Below are 20,218 nucleotides of genomic sequence, written 5' to 3'. Positions count from 1 at the left end.
ATGCCCACCCGCCAACAGCCTGTTCGCTGGCTCTCGATCAGCGTTGTCATCGCGGCGTTCACGACCCCGTTGTATGCCGGCCAGACACCCGCCGTCGATGCGCCGACGGCGCAGTTGGAGCCCAAAGCGCTGGATGTTCTCAAGGCCATGAGCGCCCGGCTGACCAGCACTCAGGGCCTGAGTTTCAAAGCCGTGACCACCTACGAAAAGCCCAGCCGGCTGGGGCCGGCCCTGGCCTACAGCACGGTGGCGCTGGTCAATGAACAGCGCCCGGATCGCCTGCGTGTCTTGACTTCGGGCGACGGTCCGGCCACCGAGTTTTATTACGACGGCAAGCAAGCCTATGCCTATGAGCGAAAAGACAACCTGCTTGCACAAGTCGATGCGCCGCCGACCATCGATGCAACGCTGGAGGCTGCGTATAAGCGCGCCGCCATCTATTTTCCGTTTACCGACGTGATCGTCGCTGATCCGTATAAAGACTTGTCCAGGGACATGCGTGTGGCGTTTTACGTCGGCCAGTCCACGGTGGTCGGCGATACCACCACCGATGTGATTGCCTACACCAGCGACACGGTGTTCGTCCAAGCCTGGATCGGTACCGAGGACAAGCTCCCGCGCCGGTTGCGGGCAGAGTTTCTCGATGACCCGAGCCGATCCCGGCATCAGGTCGATTTCAGTGACTGGAAGCTCAGTTCGGCGATGCCTGCGACGTTCTTCAAGCCCGACCAGATCGAATCGGCGCACCGTATCAAGTTTGCCCCGCCACCCAGCCTTCGTGCCCCACAAGGCGTTAAAGAGCCGGTCACAAAACCCTGAACGAGGAGGGTGAATCATGAACAGATCTACCTTGAAGTTCGCGGGGCTGCTAGTCGCCGCGCTGGTGTGTAACGAGGCGGCAGCCTGGTCGCACGCCGGTCGCTTTGGAGGGGGATACGGCGGAGGGGGTTCATGGAGTCGTTCCGGCGAATTCGGCTCGGCTTCGGGCGGCGATGGCAGTTGGAGTGGCGAAACCGATCGCGGCGGCTCGGTGTCCGGCGGTGACGGCAGTTGGAGCGGTTCGGGCTATCGCGGCGGTTCGGCGTCCGGTGGCGAGGGGGCCTGGTCAGGCACGGGTGCCGAAGGTGGAACAGCGTCCGGCGGGGAGGGGGCCTGGCATGCACAAGGTGAAAATGGCGCCTCCGCTGCTGGCTACCACGCGGATGGTTATGGCACGACAGCCTACCGGGGACCCGCTTATGGTGGGGGGGCTTACCAGTCCGTTCCTTACGGGACGGCCTACTACCATCCGCCCGCCGCTGTGATTGCCAGCAGCGGCTGTTATTACTGCGGCGGCGGAGTCAATCCGGCAGCCGCCGTTGCGACGGGCGTGGCGGTGGGTGAGGCGGCGGGGACGGTGGTCGACGAGAATTCCGACGCCGACGATTTTAGCGCTGGCTATAACGCCGGGATGGTTGCTTCAGGACCGCCGACGATGCCCTTGGGCCAGACCTATGCCAGCCTGCCTCCCGGATGTCATTTGCAGACTTTTTCCCAGAACACGTATTACCAATGCGGCAATGCCTGGTTGCAACCCGCCTATGGCGCCAACGGGGTGTATTACACCGTGGTGACACCCCCGTGATCGGCGTTGCTCGGTCATTGGATTCCTGAATTGCGCCGCGACAGTCAGGCGTCCCGCAACAAGTCGTTGGCGTTGAGGATGTCGTAGGCGATTTCCGGGCGCTTCTCAAGGCCACGGCGAATGGCAGCGGGGATTGACTGGCGGGTCTTGCGGCACAGCCCCGGTTGCTCGCCGAGGGTGATGCCGATGCCGCGCATGGTCCGCACTTCGTTGAAACCTGGGGCAATCTCGACGCGGATGCCCAGTTGCTCGAACATCCGCTGTTGCAGGCGTTCGAGGTCGGCCAGGCTCTGGAGGTTTTCCAGGCGGTCGAGCAGGCGCTTTTCTTCCGGGCGGGTCAGAAACAGGATGCGCACGTCCGCACCCGGTGTTTCCAGCAGCGGGTCACGCCCGCAGGTGCAGGCGCCGGGCGGGCAGGGGGAGCGGATCGAAACAGGGGTCGTCATGGGCCCTAATCATAGAGCGCGCCAATCCGCTTTGCCCATAGCTGAATCGTCAGTCCGAGAGATCAGTCGTCGGGATGATCTGCGCATCCTCAACCGCCACACTGCTGGCGGTTTTCTTTTCCCGTCGATCACTCATCCAGGTGTTCAACTGCTCACCGAATTCGGCCGGGGCCTTGCGCCCGACTCTTCTGGCGAGGTCGAGAATGGTCTGCTGGGCGAGCGCTTCTTCCATGCGTTTTTGCGCGGTCATCATCACGGCATGTACCGAGCAAGGACCGTCGAGGGCCCACGCTGGCGGGGCGCCGTCGAACAAGGCGCAACGCCCGCGAATCTCGCGGCAATCGAAGATCAGTTTCTTGCCATCGATGGCGTTGACGATATCCAGCACGCTGATTTCGTCCGCCGGCCGCGCCAGTTTGAACCCGCCGCGCACGCCTTCGGTGGCCACCACCAGTTTGGCCTTGGCCAGGCGAGTGAAGATCTTGGCCAGGTAATCCAGCGGCACGCCTTGCAGTTCGGCGAGGTCGCGCACGCTTGCCTCACGGCTGTCGCCGTAATCGCCTACCAGAAAAATCAGGCAATGAATGCCGTATTCAACGCCCGCACTGTAAAGAGACATCTGGATCTCCGACTGAATGAGTCGCCAATGTTATCAGCCGATGGTGAGGCGGGCAACAATCCATGTTTGTCGCTATCTGCCCCGTGTTGCTTATAGATAAAAGCTGTTGGCGGGATTGTCGAGGTATCGAAGTGAATGATGGCAACCATGGAAAAAAGAACGTTGCACACTGTAACTAGGATAACTATAGTCGCCGTTGTCCGCTCGGCAACGAGTTCAGTCTTTGGTCATCCTCGGAGTTAAAACCATGAAACAGCACATTCTGGTCATCGGCGCAGGTTTCGGCGGCATGTGGACGGCGTTGAGCGCTACACGCCTGTTCGACCTGCATGATCACAACGGGGTAGAGGTCTCGGTACTGGCGCCTCAGGCCGAGCTGCGCGTGCGTCCGCGCTTTTACGAACCGAATGCTCATCAACTGGCTGCACCGCTCGATGAACTGTTCGATGCGGTCGGTGTGAAGTTCATCAAGGGGGCCGCAGAGACCATCGACGTGGAGCAGAAAAGTGTCGGTTACACCGATGCTTCAGGCACCACCCAGAGCCTCAGCTACGACAAACTCGTTCTGGCGACCGGCAGCCGTCTGGCCCAGGCGAACACCCCGGGTGTGTCCGAGCATGCCTTTGATGTGGACCAGATCGAACACGCCGTGCGTCTGGAAAACCACCTCAAATCCCTGGCCAACCAGCCAGAAAGCAAAGCCCGCAACACCGTGGTCGTCGCTGGCGGCGGTTTCACCGGGATTGAAACGGCGACTGAAATGCCGGCGCGTCTGCGGGCAATTCTCGGTGAGGGCGCCGACATTGAAGTGATCATCATCGACCGTGGCGAGAAGGTCGGGGCTTCAATGGGAGCTGAAATCAGCCAGTCGATTGCCGAGGCGAGCGCTGAACTGGGAGTGAAATGGCGCGTGAAGTCGTCGGTGGCGGCGGTCGACGCGAACGGTGTGACCCTGGCCGACGGCCAGCGCATCGAGACCCAGACCGTGATCTGGACCACCGGTGTGCGCGCCAGCTCGCTGACCGAGCAAATCCCTGCCGAGCGTGATGGCCAAGGCCGTTTGCACGTGGACAGCCATCTGAAAGTCATCGGCCAGGACGACATCTTTGCCACAGGTGATGTGGCTTACGCGGCCTGCGACGACATCGGCAACTTCGCGATGATGACCTGCCAGCACGCCATCTCGCTGGGGCGTCACGCCGGTAACAACGTGGCGGCGCAGATGCTGGGCGTGGACCCGACGCCGTACAGCCAGCCCAAGTACGTGACGTGCCTGGACCTGGGCGCCTGGGGCGCGGTCTATACCGAGGGTTGGGACCGTCAAATCAAACTGGTCAAGCAGGAAGGCAAAAACCTGAAGACGCAGATCAACACCGTGTGGATCTACCCCCCGGCAGCTGATCGTGCCGCCGCATTGGCCGCAGCGGACCCGATGATTCCGGTGGCTTAATAGCGCCCAAATGAAAAATCCCGCTCAAGTGACCTTGGGCGGGATTTTTTATATATGGAAAGCTAGATGTGGAAAGCCTGGCGGCCGACCAGCAGCCATTTCCCACCCTTCTTCTGCCAGATCTGGAAGTTCTCGATTTCGGTCGGGATCACTTCAGTGCCCTTGAGGGCCTGGGCCGAGAAATGATTGCGCACCAGCGCCACATCGCCGGAGACGTTGATGGTCTGGTTTTGCATTTCCAGGGTTTTGAACGCGCTTTTGCCGGTTTCGATATCGGCGATGAATTCGCTCTTGTCCTGAACCTTGCCGCTGGAATGCCCGTAGGTCAGGTTCTCGGCGGTCAGGGTTTTAAGTTCGGGAATGTTCTTGTGCAGCATGGCTTGGGTCAGATGGTCGACGGCGCTGGCGACCTCTTTCTCGCCCGGTGCAGGGGCGGCGGCGACGTAGCCACTGAAGAGGCAGAGAAAACCGGCCAGCAGTTTGACGTTCTTCATAGGTGTTTCCTTATTGTTGTGGGAAGGTGACTCGTCGGTCATCGTACAACCTATAAAGAATTTAGAGAATACCCGGCACGACCCGTCTTCCAGGTCGTGCACGGGCAGCGGGTTTCAGGCCAGCATCGACAGCAAACCGCCCTGGCGATCCAGCTTGGCCAGGTCATCGAAGCCGCCGACATGGGTGTCGCCGATGAAAATCTGCGGCACGCTGCGTCGACCGCTGCGGCTGAGCATCTCCTCGAATTTGCCGGGGCTGGACTGGACGTTTATTTCCTCGGCCGCGATGCCTTTACTGGCCAACAGCGCCTTGGCGTTGCGGCAATAGGGGCAGGTGTCGGTGGTATAGATCGTCACGCTGTTCATCGTCGATACTCCTGAATTTAGTGGCCGCGCTTATGCATCGATGGCGGGAAAGTCGATCTCGGTGAGGGCGAGGTTGTTGAGGTAGTTGGTCAAGGTTTGTGCTGCGATGTGGCCCACCACCTCAACGATCTTGGCGTCGGTGATGCCGGCCGCCCGTGCGGCGTCGAGCTGTTCGAGGCTCAGATGGCCACGGCTTTCGGTAATTTGTTGGGCGAGGGTGGCGTAGGCATTCAACTGGCCGTGTCGGGCGCTGACGATGTCTTGTGCGGACAGCCCGGCTTTACCGGCAAACAGCGTGTGCGCCGCCAGGCAGTAATCGCAGCCGTTGACTTGCGAGGTGGCCAAAAAGATGGCTTCTTTTTCCGTCGCGCTCAGGGACGTTTTGCCCAGCGTCGCGCTTTGTTGCAGGTAGGCCGCAAGTACCACAGGGGCGTGCGCCAGGGTTTTGAAGACGTTCGGCAAAAAGCCGATTTTTTTCTGTACGCCTTCCAGCAGTGGGCGGGTGGTGTCAGTCGCGTTTTCGAGGCTCAGGGCGGTGATGCGGCTCATGGGTATTGCTCCGTCGATTCAAGCGCGGTGTGCGCTGGGTACGGGGTCTATGCTATGGGGCGACGCTGGCTTTTAGGGTGCAAATCGTCGAGGATATGCGACAGATCGTCCAGATATTCACCCGGGAGCCGTTCCATGGATCGCTTGTCCACGTTACTCACCCACTTCGGCGTCAGTGCCGGGAGCTTCTACAGCGGGCATTTTTGCGGCTCCGTGGCGTTTGATGGCGACCAGTCAACCGGCCACCTGCACCTGTTGCAGGCCGGCGAAGTGATGCTGAAATTGGCCGATGAGCCCGACCAGGTGCTCACCGAGCCGACGCTGATTTTTTTCCCGCGACCTTACCGTCACCGTTTATTCGCCAGCGAAGACTCGGGCGCCCAACTGGTGTGCGCGTCGCTGGATTTCGACGGTGGCGCCGGCAATGCCCTGGCCGCCGCGCTGCCGGACTTTCTGCTGCTCAAGCTCGACAGCATTCCGACGATGGCCGGCACGCTGGATTGGCTGTTCAGCGAAGCCTTCGGCGGCATTTGTGGCCGTGAAGCGATGATGGATCGACTGTTCGAATTGCTGGTGATCCAGCTGCTGCGGCATATCCTCAGCGACCGCGAACAGAGCCCCGGCATGATGGCCGGCCTCGCCGATCTGCGACTGGCACGGGCCATGAGCCTGATGCACGACGCGCCGGAAAAGTCCTGGACCGTGGCCGAACTGTCGGCGGCGGCGAACATGTCCCGCGCCAGTTTTGCCGAGCATTTTCGTCAGGTGGTAGGGCAGACACCGGTCGACTATCTCGTGAGCTGGCGCATCAGCCTGGCGCAGAAACGCTTGCGCGAAGGCAAGTCGATTGCGCTGATCGCCGATGAAGTCGGCTACGAAAGCCCCTCGGCACTGGCCCGGGCGTTTCGCCGAAAAACCGGGGTCAGCCCGCGGGAGTGGGTGCAGGCCGGCAAACGCCCGCGATGATCGGGTCTGCCGGGTGGTCTGAGGATCCTGAGATAGACTAACCAGCGGACATCCAACGAAGGGAGTGACCACCGTGGCGCGATTCACATGGACTCGCTGATCACCGCCGCCGCCCGTGCATTGGCCGCGGGTGATCCCCTCGGGGCGTTGAACCGGGTGGCCCTGCGCGAAGATGCGCCAGCGCTGGCACTGCGCGGTATCGCCATGGCGCAGCTCGGCGATCTGGAGCGCGCCAAGGCATTGGTCAAACGGGCGGCGCGTGCATTTGGTCCCAAAGAGCCGATGGCCCGAGCCCGCTGTGTGGTGGCGGAGGCTGAAATCGCCCTGGCGTCTCGCGATTTGAGCTGGCCGGAAAAAGCCCTCGACGCCGCGCGGGCAACGCTGGAGGCCCATGGCGATTGGGTGAATGCGGCCCATGCGCGGTATCTGGAGATCCGGCGTTTATTGCTGATCGGTCATCTCGAACAGGTCGAGGAGCGGCTCGCCCGGCTAGACCCTGCGCCCTTGCCACCAGCCTTGCGCGCCGCCCATGAATGGGTGGTGGTCGGCATCGCTCTGCGCCGGCTGGAGATCAAAAAGGCGCGGTCCGCGCTGGAAAGGGCCGGGCGCTTCGCCGGCGAGGCGGGGATTCCGGCGCTGAGCGCAGAAATGGAGAGCGTCGTTAATGTCCTCAACGCGCCCGCCGCCCGGCTAATCAGCCGGGGCGAGGCGCGACCGGTGCTGCTGGATGAGGTTGAAACGCTGCTGACCTCAACGTCACTGGTGGTCGACGCCTGTCGATACACGGTGCGCGGCGCCGGCATGTCGGTGTCGCTGGCCAGGCGCCCGGTGTTGTTCACCCTCGTACGGGCATTGGCCGAAGCCTGGCCAGCCGATGTCACTCGCGAAACACTCATTGCCTATGCTTTTCGTTTGAAACTCAGTGACGAATCCCACCGTGCGCGGTTGCGCGTCGAAGTCGGACGGTTGCGTGCGGCGCTTCGACCGCTGGCCGGGATCACGGCGACGAAACGCGGCTTTGCACTGATGTCGGCGGACGTCGTGGTGCTGGCGCGGCCGGTCGAAGAACAGCACGCGGCGCTGTTGGCGTTTCTGGCAGACGGCGAGTCGTGGTCGAGTTCGGCGCTGGCGATGGCGCTGGGCACCGGTCAGCGCAGCGTGCAACGAGCGCTCGATTCGCTGGCGGTCGCCGGCAAAGTGCAGGCGTTTGGTCGTGGCCGCGCCCGTCGCTGGATGACACCACCGATGCCGGGATTCGCGACGACTTTGTTACTCACGGCTTTGTTGCCGGGTGATTAGGCTCCACTCCACACACCCAGTGAAGAGGATGCAACCATGAAACGTTCAACTGCTGAAATCATCCGTGAATACGGCCCGTTTCCCGGTGTCGACAGCGTGCACGGCGTCTCGTTTGACGGCCAGCACGTCTGGTTTGCTTCCGGCGAAAAGCTCAACGCCCTCGACCCGGACAGTGGCAAGCCGCTGCGTTCGCTGGATATCACCGCAGACGCAGGAACCGCTTTCGACGGCGAGCATTTGTTCCAGATTGCCGGGGAACACATCAACAAGATCGATCCCAAGAGCGGTCGCGTGCTGGCCACGATTCCGGCACCCGGCGGCGGCACCGATTCGGGGCTGACCTGGGCGGAAGGCACCTTGTGGGTCGGTCAGTACCGGGCGCGCAAGATTCATCAGATCAACCCCGACACCGGGGCCATTCTGCGCACCATTGAGTCCAACCGTTTTGTCACCGGCGTGACCTGGGTGGATGGCGATCTGTGGCACGGCACGTGGGAGGAAGATCAGAGTGAGTTGCGGCGGATTGACCCGACCACCGGCAAGGTCCTGGAGGCGGTCGAAATGCCGCCTGGGGTCGGGGTGTCAGGTCTTGAGTCGGATGGTGGCGAGCAGTTTTTCTGTGGCGGGGGTAACAGCGGCAAGGTGCGGGCCGTGCGCCGGCCCGTGGCTTCCTAGAACGTAAACTGACGCGACGAGCGGGGCGCACGTTGGGCCAGTTCGATCTCCAGCAAGTGCTCAACCAGCACGTCATTGAGAAAGCGGAACTGATCATTGAGACCGACCACTTCGTTGTTGAAGTGGTTGGAGGCTGCCGGCATCAGCAGCGCTTCGAAGTTTTTGTCGAACACCAGTGACGGTGCCTGGCGCGACAGGTATTCGTGCGCGTAGTAGTTGGTGCCGAACACCGGGAAGCTCACGGAAAGGCTCACGGAGTGGATCATGATGGTTGCTCCTCGGTCTGACCGATGTCCAGGAAGAAGCGGGAAAACAGGGTCAGCGAAACGGCCGTCAGGGCCAGGCAGGTCAGGAGATGGATCAACATGATGTGGCCCTCCGATGTGGGCGTAGCGTTGTGATGGAGTGATGGTGCTTCAGGCGGTTTTATTGCGGAAGGCATTCGTCGCGATGGTGAATATCAACATTAATGATGGTGTTCTTTCGGGCTCCATCGCGAGCAGGCGCTCAAGTTCACCCTCAACCCAGCGAACAAACCCCGACTCCTATACTCAAATCAATAGGCCTGTGAGTTCCGGGCATTCTGCCCAGGGGCGACTGTAGGAAACTGCGATCTTGAACCTGCGTTCGCTGATCGTCGCCGTGTTGGTGGTGTTGGCGGGTTGCGCCACGCCTGCGCGTGCTCCCGTGGTGGACGTGGTCGTGGTGGTGTCCGACAGCACGTGGCACCAGGTGGATCGCGAAATCGTCGAAGCCTCCCAATCAGCCACCGAACAGACCCGAATCTACTCGCGCGGGGCCATGGACTACTGGCGGACACGGGTCTACCAATTGACCGAAGAAAACTTCATCCCCTGGTTCAGCAGTTATTGGACCCAGGAGTGGCTGTCGATGAAGGTCAGCTGGTACACCATCAGCGCCAAAGGCGAGCAGGATGCCTCGGCCAAGCGCCTGGCGGAGTATTTGCTCGAGCAGTACCAGCAACGGGTGCTGGCGCCGGTCGCGGTCGAGATTGATCCCGATGCGATCCTCGGCCAGGCCACGGCGTTCTACGTGGACATTCTTCAGGAAGAGCTGCAGAAAATTTCCAAACGTCACGGCATACCGATGGCCCAGCTCAACGGGCGCATTCAGAAGATCCCCGCCATCGCCCTCGGACCGCCGCCGGCGCGTAACGCCTCGCTCTACCAGGTCGTCCATACGGCCCCCTTGAACTCGCTGCCGGCGTACGCGGCGCTGATCGACAAGATCCACAAGGCTGGCGGCGACAAAGGCGTTGGCTCGACCGACACCGCCATGGCCCCCGTGGCCAAACGTGCCAGTCAGCGCATGGAAGCCGAAATGGCCCCGCGTGGGGCCGCCAGCGCCGTGGCCGCTGCGGCGGGGAAACTGGCCGGGGGCTTGATCACCGTCGGCGTGGCCGGGGTTCGCGCACTGATTCAAGCCGCCGACCGGCCCGACAGCGAGGCGCTGATTCGCAGCAGCCTGGGCAACACGTTCGACAAGGCCTGGCTGAAGCTGGTGCAGAATCCGACGACCGGCGTCATGGCGGGGACGCTGTACATGGCGGGGCAGATCGAGGGCAACCTGGCGGCGAGCGCCGCACCACCGTCGGTCGGTTCGCCAGACGGTGACGTCGATTGGAACCCGACGCAATCGACTAGCCAGCAGACCGACCCTCAACCCCCCGCAGGAGAATGACCATGTCTTATGTCGATGGCTGTGTGATTGCCGTACCGACCGCCAACCGCGAGCAATTCAAGAAGCACGCCGAAATCACCAGTGCGATTTTTAAGGAGAACGGCGCCTTGAGCATTGTTGAATGCTGGGGCGACGATGTGCCGGACGGCAAAGTGACCTCGTTTCCGATGGCGGTGAAACTCAAGGCAGACGAAACCGTGGTGTTTTCCTGGATCATCTGGCCCGACAAGTCGACCCGCAATGCCGGCATGCAGAAAATGATGGCCGACCCGCGCATGCAACCGGACGTCAATTCAATGCCGTTCGATGGTCAGCGCATGATCTTCGGCGGCTTCAACATCCTCTACCAGTCCTGACACAACCTCCCCGGATCACTCCGCGCTCGGGGTGATCCGGCAACTCTTGCGATGGCGGATTTCGTCATCCGTCGGCCGCTCCCTGACGAACTCGAAACGTGGCTCACCTTCGCTATAGTGAACCAGCCAGCCCCATTCCAGCTCGGACTCATCCTGCCCCGGTTGCGGTGGCATCGCCCACCATGGCTCTTTGCTGATGATCTGCCGCATGGCCCCCTCCCGTTGTTTTCGGTTGGTTCAACTATAACGTGCATGTCAGGAGGTGCCAGGCATGAACGACGAATCCCATGAACCGCTCAAGCGGCTGTTTTTTGCGCTGAACTGCCCGCCCGAACAACGCAGGGCGATTGCCCAGTGGCGCGGCGCACTTGAACTGCGCAGCGGCCGGCCGGTTCCGGCGGATAACTTTCACCTGACGTTGTTGTTTTTGGGTTCTGTCGGTGTGGCGCAGATCGGCGATATCTGCACGGCCGCGGCCAAGGTTCACGTACCGGGTGTGGCGTTGAGCGTGCTGCTTGATCGGCTGGATGTGTGGCGCAGGGCCGGGGTGTTGGTGCTCGCGCCGGAGCAGGCGCCGCCGCAGTTGTTGCGGCTGGTGTATGCGTTGGAACAGGCGATGTTGCCGTTTGGGCTGGAGGAAACGGCGAAGGAGTTTCGGCCGCATTTGACCTTGATGCGTGACTATCGGGTGCCGGTGCCTGAGTCCGCGACGCCGCCGGATTTTTTTCTGCGGGCGGATCGTTTTGTGCTGTTTGAATCGCATAAGGGGCGTTATCGGGCATTGGCCGAATGGCCGCTGGTGCCCGTCTAAAAAAAGGCGCCCGAGGAGGGCGCCCAAATTCACCTTAACCGAGGAAGCCAGGTGAGGCCGTTCTGCTGCAGGGAGCGTGCAGCGGTGGTAAGGCGCTGCGGGAACGGAAAACGGTTGAGTCTTGTGTTGCGAGTGCTGGCCTCATCGCGGGCAAGCCCGGCTCCCACAGGGACTGGTGTTGTGCACAAACCCGTGTTCCGACACAGAAACCTGTGGGAGCCGGGCTTGCCCGCGATGGCGGTCTCACATTCAGCGATTACTTCCCGAGCTTGACCCGCGTCCAGCCCCGGGTCATCACCCGCTGAATGCCGATCGGCATATCCGGAATTGCATACAACGTCGCCATCACCTCCTGCGGCGGATACGAACCCGGATCGTCGCGAATCGCCTCATCCACCAACGGCGTCGCCGCCGCGTTGGCGTTGCTGTAGCCGATGTTGTTAGTGATCTCGGCAATGATGTCCGGGCGCATCAGGAAGTTCATGAACAGGTAGGCGTTCTCGACGTTCGCCGCGTCCCGGGGAATGGCGACCATGTCATAGAAACTGCCGGCGCCTTCTTTCGGGATGCTGTAGTCGATCTTCACCGAGTTACCCGATTCCTGCGCGCGGGCCTTGGCTTGCAAGACGTCGCCGGAATAACCGACCGCCACACAGATGTTGCCGTTGGCGAGATCAGAGATGTATTTCGACGAATGGAAGTACGCCACCGAAGGGCGAATCTTCATGAACAGCGCTTCAGCTTCGGCGATCTGGCCCTTGTCCTGCGAGTTCACCGGGTAGCCCAGGTAGTGCAGGGCGGCCGGGAGCATTTCCGTTGGCGAATCGAGGAAACTGATACCGCAGGCTTTGAGCTTTTCCGCGTTTTCCGGTTTGAACAGCAAGTCCCAGGAGTTGGTCGGTGCATGGGCGCCGAGCACTTCCTTGACCTTGGCCGGGTTGAAACCGATGCCGATCGAGCCCCACATGTACGGGAAGGCGTGAGCGTTATCCGGGTCGCTGGCGGACGCATTTTTCAGCAGGACCGGGTTGAGGTTTTTCCAGTTCGTCAGCTTCGATTTGTCCAGCGTCTGATAGACGCCAGCCTTGATCTGCTTGGCCAGGAAGCTGTTGGACGGCACGACAATGTCGTAGCCGGATTTGCCTGCGAGCAGGCGTGCCTCAAGGGTTTCATTGCTGTCGAACACATCGTAGGTCACGCGGATGCCGGTCTCGTCTTCGAACTTCTTGACGGTGTCCGGGGCGATGTAATCCGACCAGTTGTAGACGCGCAGTACCTTGTCATTGGCCTGGGCGCCGGTAGCCATCGCGCCCAATAAGGACAGTGTCAGCAGAGTCCTGCCAAACATTTTCATCGGTACAACTCCATTCTTTTTATTTAGAACACAAAACCTGTGGCGAGGGCGCAAGCCCCCTCACCACAGTTAACTCAACAACGGTATTAAGCCGTTGCTCCAGCCATTTGCTTGTTCGGTTGCTGCCACGATTCGCTCGCGGTCTGGTCCATCGCTTCCTGGATCGCACGTTTGCGGGTGGCTTCAGCGCGGCGGCTGAAGTACCAGACCATGAAGGTCACGATCGAAACGGCGAGCAGAATCAGGCTGGCCACGGCGTTGATCTCAGGCTTCACGCCCAGACGCACCGCCGAGAACACTTCCATCGGCAAGGTCGTCGAACCCGGCCCCGACACGAAGCTCGCCAGTACCAGGTCATCCAGCGACAGGGCAAACGACATCATGCCGCCGGCCGCCAGCGATGGCGCGATCATCGGAATGGTGATCAGGAAAAATACCTTGAATGGCTTGGCCCCAAGGTCCATGGCCGCTTCTTCGATGGACAGGTCCAGCTCACGCAAACGGGCGGAAACCACCACCGCCACATACGCCGCACAGAACGTCGTGTGGGCGATCCAGATCGTGACGATGCCACGTTCCTGCGGCCAGCCGATCAACTGCGCCATCGCCACGAACAGCAGCAACAACGACAGACCGGTGATCACTTCCGGCATCACCAGCGGCGCCGTTACCAGGCCGCCAAACAGCGTGCGACCCTTGAAGCGCGTAACGCGCGTCAGGACAAACGCCGCCAGCGTACCGAGTGCGACCGCGGCCACCGCCGTGTAGCAGGCGATTTCCAGCGAGCGCACCACCGAGCCCATCAGTTGCGTGTTGTCGAGCAGGCCGGCGTACCACTTGAACGACCAGCCACCCCACACCGTCACCAGTTTCGAGGCGTTGAACGAGTAGATCACCAGGATCAGCATCGGCAAGTAGATAAACGACAGGCCGAACACCAGCATCATTTTTGAAAAACCGAAACGTTTCATCCCCGTGCCTCCATCTCTTTGGCCTGGCTGCGGTTGAACAGCAGAATCGGCACAATCAGGATCAACAGCATCACCACTGCCAGAGCAGACGCCACCGGCCAATCGCGGTTGTTGAAGAACTCTTGCCACAGCACGCGACCGATCATCAGGGTTTCCGGGCCGCCCAGCAGTTCCGGGATCACGAACTCACCGACCACCGGAATGAACACCAGCATGCAGCCGGCGATGATGCCGTTCTTGGCCAGCGGCACGGTGATTTTCCAGAAGTTGTTGAAGTTGCTCGACCCCAGGTCCGAACCCGCTTCCAGCAGGCTTTGATCGTGCTTGACCAGGTTGGCGTACAGCGGCAACACCATGAACGGCAGGTACGCATACACCACGCCGATATAGACGGCGGTGTTGGTGTTGAGGATCTCGATCGGGTGATCGGTCAGCCCGGTCCACATCAAAAACGCATTGAGCAGGCCGTTATTGCTGAGGATGCCCATCCACGCGTAAACGCGGATCAGGATCGCGGTCCAGGTCGGCATCATGATCAACAGCATCAGGACGTTTTGCGTTTCCTTGTTGGCCTTGGTAATGGCGTAGGCCATCGGGAAACCGATCACCAGGCACATCAGCGTGCTGAAAAACGCGACCTTCAACGAGCCGAGGTAGGCCGAGAGGTACAGTTCATCGTCGGTCAGCAACAGGTAGTTGCCGACGTTGAGGAACAGCTGAAACTTCTGTTCGGCGTAGGTGTAAATCTCCGAGTAAGGAGGAATGGCCAGCGCCGCTTCCGAGAAGCTGATCTTCATCACCAGGAAGAACGGCAACAGGAAAAACAGGCACAGCCACAGGAAAGGAACCCCGATGACGAGCTTTCGACCACTCGGCATCAGCCGCATGAACTGCTGATTGAGTGTTTTCATGAGCGCAGTACCACGCCGCTGTCGTCTTCCCACCACACATAGACGGTGTCATCCCAGGTCGGACGCGCGCCACGGCGTTCGGCGTTGGCCATGAACGACTGCACGACTTTGCCGCTTGGCAATTCAACGTAGAACACCGAGTGACCGCCGAGGTAGGCGATGTCATGCACTTTGCCTTGGGACCAGTTGTAGCGGTTCTCGGGCTTGACCGTGCTGAGCAGCATTTTTTCCGGGCGGATGGCGTAGGTGATCGACTTGTCCTGCACCGAGGTGCTGACGCCGTGACCGACGTAAATCTTCTGCTCGAGGTCCGGGCTGTGGATGATCGCGTGACCTTCAAGGTCTTCCACCACGGTGCCGTCGAAGGCGTTCACGTTGCCGATGAACTCGCAGACCATGCGGCTGACCGGTGCTTCATAGATGTCGACCGGGCTGCCGATTTGCGCAATCCAGCCCAGGTGCATGATTGCGATGCGCTGGGCCATGGTCATGGCCTCTTCCTGGTCGTGGGTCACCATCACGCACGTCACGCCGACGCGCTCGATGATTTCCACCAGCTCCAGTTGCATCTGTGAACGCAGTTTTTTATCCAGTGCACCCATCGGTTCGTCGAGCAGCAACAGCTTCGGACGCTTGGCCAGGGAGCGGGCGAGGGCCACACGCTGACGCTGACCGCCGGACAGTTGATGCGGTTTGCGCTTGGCGTATTGGGTCATGTGCACCAGGCGCAGCATTTCTTCAACGCGGGCGTCGATTTCGCTGGCGGGCAAACGGTCCTGCTTGAGGCCGAAGGCAATGTTCTGCGCCACGGTCATGTGCGGGAACAAGGCGTACGACTGGAACATCATGTTGATCGGTCGCTCGTACGGCGGCATGTCGGTGATGTCCACGCCGTCGAGGAAAATCCGCCCCTCGGTCGGGCGCTCGAAGCCTGCAAGCATGCGCAGCAGGGTCGATTTGCCGGAACCGGAACCGCCGAGCAGGGCGAAGATCTCGCCTTGATGAATCTCGAGCGAGACATCGTCTACTGCGCAGGTTTCGTCGAATTTCTTGGTGACGCGGTCGACTTTCACCAACACCTTTTTCGATGTCTGGTGACCTTCAAGAGCCTTCCTGTAAATGCTGGAGGCGTTTGCCATGTGAAACTCCCAACAGGTTTCAGTCGTCGGGCCAACGCGGCCTGACTTAATAGTTGATTGCAAGCCTGAGCCGTGCGAAGTCAGTGAATTCGGCAGTGCCCCCTGTGGGAGCGGGCTTGCCCGCGATGGCGGTGTGTCAGGCGACATCATCGTTACCTGATACACCGCATTCGCGGGCAAGCCCGCTCCCACAGGGATTTTCACCTGCTTCACTGGTATCGCCCGGCCTGGGCTTATTCGGCGCCGCCGTCCTGGCTGCCTGGTAGTACTTGTTGTTATCGCAGTGTGTTGCTGTCGCGAGGGGCGGGCGCGCGAAGGCACGCCCGTCTGACTCGCGGGGGCAGTAATCGGTTGTTTGTGTCTTGAGTCAGCGGCTTTTACGCAGCGCGGCCCGTCGCCGGCACGCATCGCCGAACGCCTGGAAAATACTCAAGTAAGGAGGATGGGTGAGCACCTGCCATTCCGGGTGCCATTGCACGCCGACGGCAAACGTCGGGCTGTGCTCCACCGAGATCGCCTCGATCAAACCGTCCGGCGCAATCGCTTCGGCACGCAGGCCGGGGGCGAGTCTGTCGATGCCCTGGCTGTGAATCGAATTGACCCTGAACTCGACTGGCAACTCCAGCGCTTCGAACACACCGCCCGGTTGCACGGTCACCGCATGCGCCGGTGCGTATTGCACCGCCAGCTCAGGACTGTCCGCTTCGCGGTGGTCGAGCATGCCCGGCAGTTCGTGGACCTTCTGGTGCAGGCTGCCACCAAACGCCACGTTCATTTCCTGGAAGCCCCGGCAGATGCCGAGCACCGGCACGCCAGCCGCAATGGCCGCACGTAATAAAGGAAGGGTCGTGGCATCCCGCGCCGGATCGTGATCCGTGCCGGGAGCGCTGGCCGGGCCTTGATAGTGGAAAGGTTCCACATTCGAAGGGGAGCCGGTCAGCAGCAGACCGTCGAGATGGGCGAGCACATCTTCGATTTCAGTCAATTCGCCTAAGGAAGGGATGACCACAGGCAGCCCCAGCGCCGCGACGCTGACAGCACGCAAGTACTTGTCGCCGCTGATGTGGTAGGGGTGCAGGCCAATCTGTTTGACGCATGCAGTAACGCCGATCAATGGCTTGAATGCCATTTTTATCACCTCGAAGTTTCACACTTGAACGAGCTTTTCCGGAGCTTAGCCTTGTTGATTTTAATTAACAACTCTCATGTAAAAAATTCTAAACGCCGCACGTCTGATCCTCAGCGTTTACGCGGTGCTCAAGGCTGATCTGGCACTCTCGTCCCCTAAAAAGGCCCGAAAATAAAGGTTGAAGGGGCAAGTGTTCGCTATTGACTTCACTTTGCCGTTCGGGTTGACTGGGCTCGTGAAAGGGTAGTGAACATAATAATTAACAGCTAAAAAATAGGTGCATCATGTCGGTCCCTCTGCGTGCCGTTCAACTCAACGAAGCAAACGCATTCCTTAAGAAATATCCTGAGGTTTTGTACGTCGACCTTCTGATTGCGGATATGAACGGCGTGGTGCGCGGCAAGCGCATCGAGCGCACCAGTCTTCATAAGGTCTACGAAAAAGGCATTAACCTGCCGGCGTCCCTGTTTGCTCTGGACATCAACGGTTCCACGGTGGAAAGCACCGGCCTGGGTCTGGACATCGGCGACTCTGACCGAATCTGCTTCCCCATCCCCGGCACCCTCAGCATTGAGCCGTGGCAGAAGCGCCCAACCGCTCAATTGCTGATGACCATGCACGAACTCGAAGGCCAGCCGTTCTTTGCCGACCCGCGAGAAGTGTTGGCCAATATCGTGCGCAAGTTCGATGACCTGGGCCTGACCATCTGCGCAGCCTTCGAACTCGAGTTTTATCTGATCGACCAGGACAACGTGAACGGTCGTCCACAATCGCCACGTTCCCCGGTATCGGGCAAGCGTCCGGTGTCGACCCAGGTGTATCTGATCGACGACCTCGACGAATACGTCGACTGTCTGCAAGACATCCTCGAAGGCGCGAAAGAGCAGGGCATTCCTGCCGACGCCATCGTCAAGGAAAGCGCCCCGGCGCAGTTCGAAGTCAACCTGCATCACGTCTCCGACCCGATCAAGGCCTGCGACTACGCGGTGTTGCTCAAGCGTCTGGTGAAGAACATCGCCTACGACCACGAGATGGACACCACGTTTATGGCCAAGCCCTATCCGGGTCAGGCGGGCAACGGTTTGCACGTGCACATTTCGATTCTCGACAAAGAAGGCAACAACATCTTTGCCAGCGAGGATCCCGAGCAGAACGCCGCGCTGCGACACGCGATCGGCGGTGTGCTCGAGACCCTGCCGGCGCAGATGGCGTTCCTCTGCCCGAACGTCAACTCGTACCGTCGTTTTGGTGCGCAGTTCTACGTGCCGAACTCCCCGAGCTGGGGCATCGACAACCGTACCGTGGCGGTGCGTGTGCCAACCGGTTCGCCGGACTCGGTGCGAATCGAACACCGCGTTGCGGGTGCCGACGCCAACCCGTACCTGTTGATGGCCTCGGTGCTGGCCGGTATTCACCACGGCCTGACCAACCAGATCGAGCCGGGCGCCCCGGTGGAAGGCAACAGCTACGAGCAGAACGAACAAAGCCTGCCGAACAACCTGCGCGATGCACTGCGCGAGCTGGACGACAGCGAAGTCATGGCCCGTTACATCGACCCGCTGTACATCGACGTGTTCGTGGCGTGCAAGGAAAGCGAGCTGGCCGAGTTCGAGAACTCCATTTCCGACCTTGAGTACAACTGGTACCTGCACACGGTTTGATGGGGCAAAACCCGGGTGAGGGGGTGTACACAAAACCTGTGTGCACCGCCAAACCCTGTGGGAGCGGGCTTGCCCGCGATAGCGTCATCACAGTCTCCATTGATGTCGCCTGACCCGTCGCTATCGCGGGCAAACCCGCTGCCACAGGGATCTGCGGTGTACTGATACCCAACAAATACTTATTCCTCTGCGTCGAGTCACAACCATGACAAACACTCGCAGCGACTGGGAACAACGCTTCCAGTCCCTCACCATCGAAGCCCGTGCATTCATCGACGGCCAATACTGCCCGGCACTCAGCGGCGACACCTTTGAGTGCATGAGCCCGGTCGACGGCCGCTTCCTGGCCAACGTCGCCAGCACCGACGAAGCCGACGCCAATGCGGCCGTCGCCGTCGCGCGCCGCACGTTTGAATCCGGCATCTGGGCCAACCTCGCCCCGGCCGAGCGCAAGCGCACCCTGATTCGCTTTGCCGACCTGATCCTGGCCAACCAGGAAGAACTCGCCCTGCTCGAAACCCTCGACATGGGCAAGCCGATCAACGACTCGATGAACATCGACATCCCAGCGACCGCCAACGCGATCCGCTGGAGCGCCGAAGCCATCGACAAGATCTACGACGAAGTCGCCGCCACCCCGCACGATCAACTCGGCCTCATCACCCGTGAACCTGCGGGCGTGGTCGCGGCCATCGTTCCGTGGAACTTCCCGTTGATCATGGCCAGCTGGAAGTTCGCCCCGGCACTGGCTGCCGGCAACTCGTTCATCCTCAAGCCATCGGAAAAGTCGCCGCTCACCGCCATTCGCATTGCGCAACTGGCGCTGGACGCCGGCATTCCGAAAGGCGTGTTCAACGTTCTGCCGGGCTACGGCCACACCGTCGGCAAGGCGCTGGCGTTGCACATGGACGTCGACGTGCTGGCCTTCACCGGCTCGACCGCGATTGCCAAGCAACTGATGATCTACGCCGGGCAAAGCAACATGAAACGCGTCTGGCTCGAAGCCGGCGGCAAGAGCCCGAACGTGGTGTTCGCCGACGCGCCAGACCTGCGCGCCGCCGCACAAGCAGCAGCCGGCGCGATTGCCTTCAACCAGGGCGAAGTCTGCACCGCGGGCTCGCGCCTGCTGGTGGAGCGTTCGATTCGCGAGCAGTTCATTCCACTGTTGGTGGAAGCGCTGCAAGCCTGGAAACCGGGGCACGCACTGGACCCGGAAACCACCGTCGGCGCGGTCGTCGACCAGCGTCAACTGGACAACGTGTTGCGTTACATCCAGGTCGGTAAAGACCAGGGCGCGCAACTGATCGCGGGCGGCAGCCGCACCCTCGAAAGCACCGGCGGTCTGTACGTGGAACCGGCGATTTTCGACGGTGTGACCAACGCCATGACCATCGCCCGCGAAGAAATCTTCGGCCCGGTGCTGTCGCTGATCACCTTCGACACCGCTGAAGAAGCGCTGGCGATTGCCAACGACAGCATCTTCGGCCTGGCCGCTGGCGTCTGGACCAGCAACCTGAGCAAGGCCCACACCTTCGCGCGCGGCTTGCGCGCCGGCAGCGTCTGGGTCAACCAGTATGACGGTGGCGACATGACCGCGCCGTTCGGCGGGTACAAGCAGTCGGGTAACGGTCGGGACAAATCGCTGCACGCGTTCGACAAATACACCGAGCTCAAAGCGACCTGGATCAAGCTCTAAT

At 60.8% G+C, this 20,218-nt stretch carries 23 protein-coding genes; 11 read left to right on the top strand and 12 right to left on the bottom strand.

Annotated features, from left to right (window positions below):
- Both H8F22_RS01475 and H8F22_RS01470 read left to right on the top strand, forming a co-directional pair.
- Positions 1-819 (top strand): DUF2092 domain-containing protein, encoded by an 819-nt coding sequence (locus tag H8F22_RS01475; RefSeq protein ID WP_027925260.1) that lies wholly within the window; start codon positions 1-3, stop codon positions 817-819.
- 16 nt (positions 820-835) lie between these two features.
- Positions 836-1,624, top strand: coding sequence for an RNA-binding protein (locus H8F22_RS01470; protein ID WP_194939673.1), 789 nt, complete (start codon positions 836-838; stop codon positions 1,622-1,624).
- Positions 1,625-1,668: 44 nt separating this feature from the next.
- Here the strand turns inward: H8F22_RS01470 and H8F22_RS01465 are convergent, their stop codons facing one another.
- The gene (locus H8F22_RS01465) at positions 1,669-2,070 is read right to left on the bottom strand and encodes a hypothetical protein (RefSeq protein ID WP_027925262.1); all 402 of its coding nucleotides are present in this window, start codon (positions 2,068-2,070) and stop codon (positions 1,669-1,671) included.
- 49 nt (positions 2,071-2,119) lie between these two features.
- The gene (locus tag H8F22_RS01460) at positions 2,120-2,689 is read right to left on the bottom strand and encodes an RrF2 family transcriptional regulator (RefSeq protein ID WP_027925263.1); all 570 of its coding nucleotides are present in this window, start codon (positions 2,687-2,689) and stop codon (positions 2,120-2,122) included.
- 247 nt (positions 2,690-2,936) lie between these two features.
- Between H8F22_RS01460 and H8F22_RS01455 the strand changes: the two genes are divergently transcribed.
- The gene (locus tag H8F22_RS01455; RefSeq protein WP_194939672.1) at positions 2,937-4,139 is read left to right on the top strand and encodes an NAD(P)/FAD-dependent oxidoreductase; all 1,203 of its coding nucleotides are present in this window, start codon (positions 2,937-2,939) and stop codon (positions 4,137-4,139) included.
- Positions 4,140-4,201: 62 nt separating this feature from the next.
- Here H8F22_RS01455 and H8F22_RS01450 read toward each other — a convergent pair whose 3' ends face one another.
- From H8F22_RS01450 to H8F22_RS01440, 3 genes are all read right to left on the bottom strand, one after another.
- Positions 4,202-4,633, bottom strand: coding sequence for a nuclear transport factor 2 family protein (locus tag H8F22_RS01450; protein WP_027925265.1), 432 nt, complete (start codon positions 4,631-4,633; stop codon positions 4,202-4,204).
- Between the two features lie 114 nt (positions 4,634-4,747).
- Positions 4,748-4,999, bottom strand: coding sequence for a glutaredoxin 3 (gene grxC, locus H8F22_RS01445; RefSeq protein ID WP_059181074.1), 252 nt, complete (start codon positions 4,997-4,999; stop codon positions 4,748-4,750).
- A gap of 30 nt (positions 5,000-5,029) precedes the next feature.
- The gene (locus tag H8F22_RS01440; RefSeq protein WP_059181073.1) at positions 5,030-5,548 is read right to left on the bottom strand and encodes a carboxymuconolactone decarboxylase family protein; all 519 of its coding nucleotides are present in this window, start codon (positions 5,546-5,548) and stop codon (positions 5,030-5,032) included.
- 135 nt (positions 5,549-5,683) lie between these two features.
- On the opposite strand from H8F22_RS01440, the gene H8F22_RS01435 reads away from it, so the two are divergent.
- The 3 genes from H8F22_RS01435 to H8F22_RS01425 all read left to right on the top strand — a co-directional run bounded on the left by H8F22_RS01435 (position 5,684) and on the right by H8F22_RS01425 (position 8,488).
- Positions 5,684-6,514, top strand: coding sequence for an AraC family transcriptional regulator (locus tag H8F22_RS01435; protein WP_059181072.1), 831 nt, complete (start codon positions 5,684-5,686; stop codon positions 6,512-6,514).
- Positions 6,515-6,601: 87 nt separating this feature from the next.
- The gene (locus H8F22_RS01430; protein WP_194939671.1) at positions 6,602-7,813 is read left to right on the top strand and encodes a helix-turn-helix domain-containing protein; all 1,212 of its coding nucleotides are present in this window, start codon (positions 6,602-6,604) and stop codon (positions 7,811-7,813) included.
- 36 nt (positions 7,814-7,849) lie between these two features.
- Complete coding sequence (locus H8F22_RS01425) at positions 7,850-8,488, top strand: Vgb family protein (protein WP_194939670.1); 639 nt, start codon at positions 7,850-7,852, stop codon at positions 8,486-8,488.
- Here the strand turns inward: H8F22_RS01425 and H8F22_RS01420 are convergent.
- Positions 8,485-8,754, bottom strand: a complete 270-nt coding sequence (locus H8F22_RS01420) for a hypothetical protein (RefSeq protein ID WP_027925271.1) — start codon at positions 8,752-8,754, stop codon at positions 8,485-8,487. The genes H8F22_RS01425 and H8F22_RS01420 overlap by 4 nt on opposite strands.
- A gap of 349 nt (positions 8,755-9,103) precedes the next feature.
- Here H8F22_RS01420 and H8F22_RS01415 point away from each other — a divergent pair, with 349 nt between their 5' ends.
- Complete coding sequence (locus tag H8F22_RS01415; protein WP_194939669.1) at positions 9,104-10,189, top strand: hypothetical protein; 1,086 nt, start codon at positions 9,104-9,106, stop codon at positions 10,187-10,189.
- A 2-nt stretch (positions 10,190-10,191) separates the two neighbouring features.
- On the top strand, positions 10,192-10,545 hold the full coding sequence (locus H8F22_RS01410) for a DUF1428 domain-containing protein (protein ID WP_059181069.1): 354 nt from the start codon (positions 10,192-10,194) through the stop codon (positions 10,543-10,545).
- A 15-nt stretch (positions 10,546-10,560) separates the two neighbouring features.
- Here H8F22_RS01410 and H8F22_RS01405 read toward each other — a convergent pair whose 3' ends face one another.
- A complete protein-coding gene (locus tag H8F22_RS01405) occupies positions 10,561-10,755 on the bottom strand; it encodes a PIN domain-containing protein (protein WP_027925274.1) in 195 nt (64 codons plus the stop codon).
- A 61-nt stretch (positions 10,756-10,816) separates the two neighbouring features.
- On the opposite strand from H8F22_RS01405, the gene thpR reads away from it, so the two are divergent.
- Positions 10,817-11,356, top strand: a complete 540-nt coding sequence (thpR, locus tag H8F22_RS01400) for an RNA 2',3'-cyclic phosphodiesterase (protein ID WP_027925275.1) — start codon at positions 10,817-10,819, stop codon at positions 11,354-11,356.
- Positions 11,357-11,612: 256 nt separating this feature from the next.
- Here thpR and H8F22_RS01395 read toward each other — a convergent pair whose 3' ends face one another.
- From H8F22_RS01395 to H8F22_RS01375, 5 genes are all read right to left on the bottom strand, one after another.
- Complete coding sequence (locus tag H8F22_RS01395) at positions 11,613-12,710, bottom strand: polyamine ABC transporter substrate-binding protein (RefSeq protein ID WP_059181068.1); 1,098 nt, start codon at positions 12,708-12,710, stop codon at positions 11,613-11,615.
- Positions 12,711-12,796: 86 nt separating this feature from the next.
- Positions 12,797-13,681, bottom strand: a complete 885-nt coding sequence (locus H8F22_RS01390) for an ABC transporter permease subunit (protein WP_027925277.1) — start codon at positions 13,679-13,681, stop codon at positions 12,797-12,799.
- Entirely contained in the window at positions 13,678-14,559 is an 882-nt protein-coding gene (locus tag H8F22_RS01385) for an ABC transporter permease subunit (RefSeq protein WP_170219144.1), read from the bottom strand. Before H8F22_RS01385 ends, H8F22_RS01390 begins: the two co-directional genes overlap by 4 nt.
- Before the next feature lie 29 nt (positions 14,560-14,588).
- Positions 14,589-15,731: a polyamine ABC transporter ATP-binding protein gene (gene potA / locus H8F22_RS01380; RefSeq protein ID WP_027925279.1), complete on the bottom strand. Its 1,143-nt coding sequence runs from the start codon at positions 15,729-15,731 to the stop codon at positions 14,589-14,591.
- Between the two features lie 367 nt (positions 15,732-16,098).
- Positions 16,099-16,860: a gamma-glutamyl-gamma-aminobutyrate hydrolase family protein gene (locus H8F22_RS01375; RefSeq protein ID WP_027925280.1), complete on the bottom strand. Its 762-nt coding sequence runs from the start codon at positions 16,858-16,860 to the stop codon at positions 16,099-16,101.
- A 284-nt stretch (positions 16,861-17,144) separates the two neighbouring features.
- Between H8F22_RS01375 and H8F22_RS01370 the strand changes: the two genes are divergently transcribed.
- Both H8F22_RS01370 and H8F22_RS01365 read left to right on the top strand, forming a co-directional pair.
- Positions 17,145-18,521: a glutamine synthetase family protein gene (locus H8F22_RS01370; protein ID WP_027925281.1), complete on the top strand. Its 1,377-nt coding sequence runs from the start codon at positions 17,145-17,147 to the stop codon at positions 18,519-18,521.
- A 205-nt stretch (positions 18,522-18,726) separates the two neighbouring features.
- Entirely contained in the window at positions 18,727-20,217 is a 1,491-nt protein-coding gene (locus tag H8F22_RS01365; RefSeq protein ID WP_059181066.1) for an aldehyde dehydrogenase, read from the top strand.
- The last annotated feature ends 1 nt before the right edge of the window (position 20,218 follow it).

It is taken from the genome of Pseudomonas mucoides (assembly GCF_015461845.1).
In the GTDB taxonomy this organism is placed as follows: Bacteria; Pseudomonadota; Gammaproteobacteria; order Pseudomonadales; family Pseudomonadaceae; genus Aquipseudomonas; species Aquipseudomonas mucoides.
The sequence above is the reverse complement of the archived record's forward strand: the minus strand, read 5'-3'. Positions and strand labels throughout refer to the sequence as shown.

Bases quoted from the DNA above. Each gene is read 5' to 3' on its own strand.
- H8F22_RS01425 (WP_194939670.1), top strand. From the start codon at position 7,850: ATGAAACGTTCAACTGCTGAAATCATCCGTGAATACGGCCCGTTTCCC.
- thpR (WP_027925275.1), top strand. From the start codon at position 10,817: ATGAACGACGAATCCCATGAACCGCTCAAGCGGCTGTTTTTTGCGCTG.
- H8F22_RS01390 (WP_027925277.1), bottom strand. From the start codon at position 13,681: ATGAAACGTTTCGGTTTTTCAAAAATGATGCTGGTGTTCGGCCTGTCG.
- H8F22_RS01365 (WP_059181066.1), top strand. From the start codon at position 18,727: ATGACAAACACTCGCAGCGACTGGGAACAACGCTTCCAGTCCCTCACC.
- H8F22_RS01375 (WP_027925280.1), bottom strand. From the start codon at position 16,860: ATGGCATTCAAGCCATTGATCGGCGTTACTGCATGCGTCAAACAGATT.
- H8F22_RS01370 (WP_027925281.1), top strand. From the start codon at position 17,145: ATGTCGGTCCCTCTGCGTGCCGTTCAACTCAACGAAGCAAACGCATTC.
- H8F22_RS01455 (WP_194939672.1), top strand. From the start codon at position 2,937: ATGAAACAGCACATTCTGGTCATCGGCGCAGGTTTCGGCGGCATGTGG.
- grxC (WP_059181074.1), bottom strand. From the start codon at position 4,999: ATGAACAGCGTGACGATCTATACCACCGACACCTGCCCCTATTGCCGC.
- H8F22_RS01450 (WP_027925265.1), bottom strand. From the start codon at position 4,633: ATGAAGAACGTCAAACTGCTGGCCGGTTTTCTCTGCCTCTTCAGTGGC.
- H8F22_RS01410 (WP_059181069.1), top strand. From the start codon at position 10,192: ATGTCTTATGTCGATGGCTGTGTGATTGCCGTACCGACCGCCAACCGC.
- H8F22_RS01440 (WP_059181073.1), bottom strand. From the start codon at position 5,548: ATGAGCCGCATCACCGCCCTGAGCCTCGAAAACGCGACTGACACCACC.
- H8F22_RS01430 (WP_194939671.1), top strand. From the start codon at position 6,602: ATGGACTCGCTGATCACCGCCGCCGCCCGTGCATTGGCCGCGGGTGAT.
- potA (WP_027925279.1), bottom strand. From the start codon at position 15,731: ATGGCAAACGCCTCCAGCATTTACAGGAAGGCTCTTGAAGGTCACCAG.
- H8F22_RS01475 (WP_027925260.1), top strand. From the start codon at position 1: ATGCCCACCCGCCAACAGCCTGTTCGCTGGCTCTCGATCAGCGTTGTC.
- H8F22_RS01405 (WP_027925274.1), bottom strand. From the start codon at position 10,755: ATGCGGCAGATCATCAGCAAAGAGCCATGGTGGGCGATGCCACCGCAA.
- H8F22_RS01465 (WP_027925262.1), bottom strand. From the start codon at position 2,070: ATGACGACCCCTGTTTCGATCCGCTCCCCCTGCCCGCCCGGCGCCTGC.
- H8F22_RS01470 (WP_194939673.1), top strand. From the start codon at position 836: ATGAACAGATCTACCTTGAAGTTCGCGGGGCTGCTAGTCGCCGCGCTG.
- H8F22_RS01385 (WP_170219144.1), bottom strand. From the start codon at position 14,559: ATGCCGAGTGGTCGAAAGCTCGTCATCGGGGTTCCTTTCCTGTGGCTG.
- H8F22_RS01420 (WP_027925271.1), bottom strand. From the start codon at position 8,754: ATGATCCACTCCGTGAGCCTTTCCGTGAGCTTCCCGGTGTTCGGCACC.
- H8F22_RS01395 (WP_059181068.1), bottom strand. From the start codon at position 12,710: ATGAAAATGTTTGGCAGGACTCTGCTGACACTGTCCTTATTGGGCGCG.
- H8F22_RS01435 (WP_059181072.1), top strand. From the start codon at position 5,684: ATGGATCGCTTGTCCACGTTACTCACCCACTTCGGCGTCAGTGCCGGG.
- H8F22_RS01460 (WP_027925263.1), bottom strand. From the start codon at position 2,689: ATGTCTCTTTACAGTGCGGGCGTTGAATACGGCATTCATTGCCTGATT.